Below are 246 nucleotides of genomic sequence, written 5' to 3' on the forward strand. Positions count from 1 at the left end.
GTCATACGACCGCGCGTCGCACGGCGTGGTGGTCAAGGCAGGCGATCCCGTACACGAAATGATGCTGCGCATTACGATAGGCGTCGACTTCGTGATTCACGATGCGCATGCCGAGTCGATTACCGTGCCCTATGTCGGCCATTGCGACACGATCGCGCCGGAGTATCGGAAGCTGCAAGGCATGACACTCGCGTCGGGTTTCATGCGCGAGATCAGAAGCCTGTTCGGCGGTGTGCAGGGCTGCAC

The 246-nt window shown here is 60.6% G+C and carries 1 protein-coding gene; it reads left to right on the forward strand.

Going from position 1 to position 246, the window contains the following annotated elements; genetic code table 11:
* Nucleotides 1–246 (forward strand): DUF2889 domain-containing protein (locus NCR93_RS31830; RefSeq protein ID WP_250532487.1); only part of this gene is annotated, 246 nt, incomplete at both ends.

It is taken from the genome of Caballeronia sp. ATUFL_F1_KS39 (assembly GCF_023630985.1).
Classification (GTDB): Bacteria; Pseudomonadota; Gammaproteobacteria; order Burkholderiales; family Burkholderiaceae; genus Caballeronia; species Caballeronia zhejiangensis.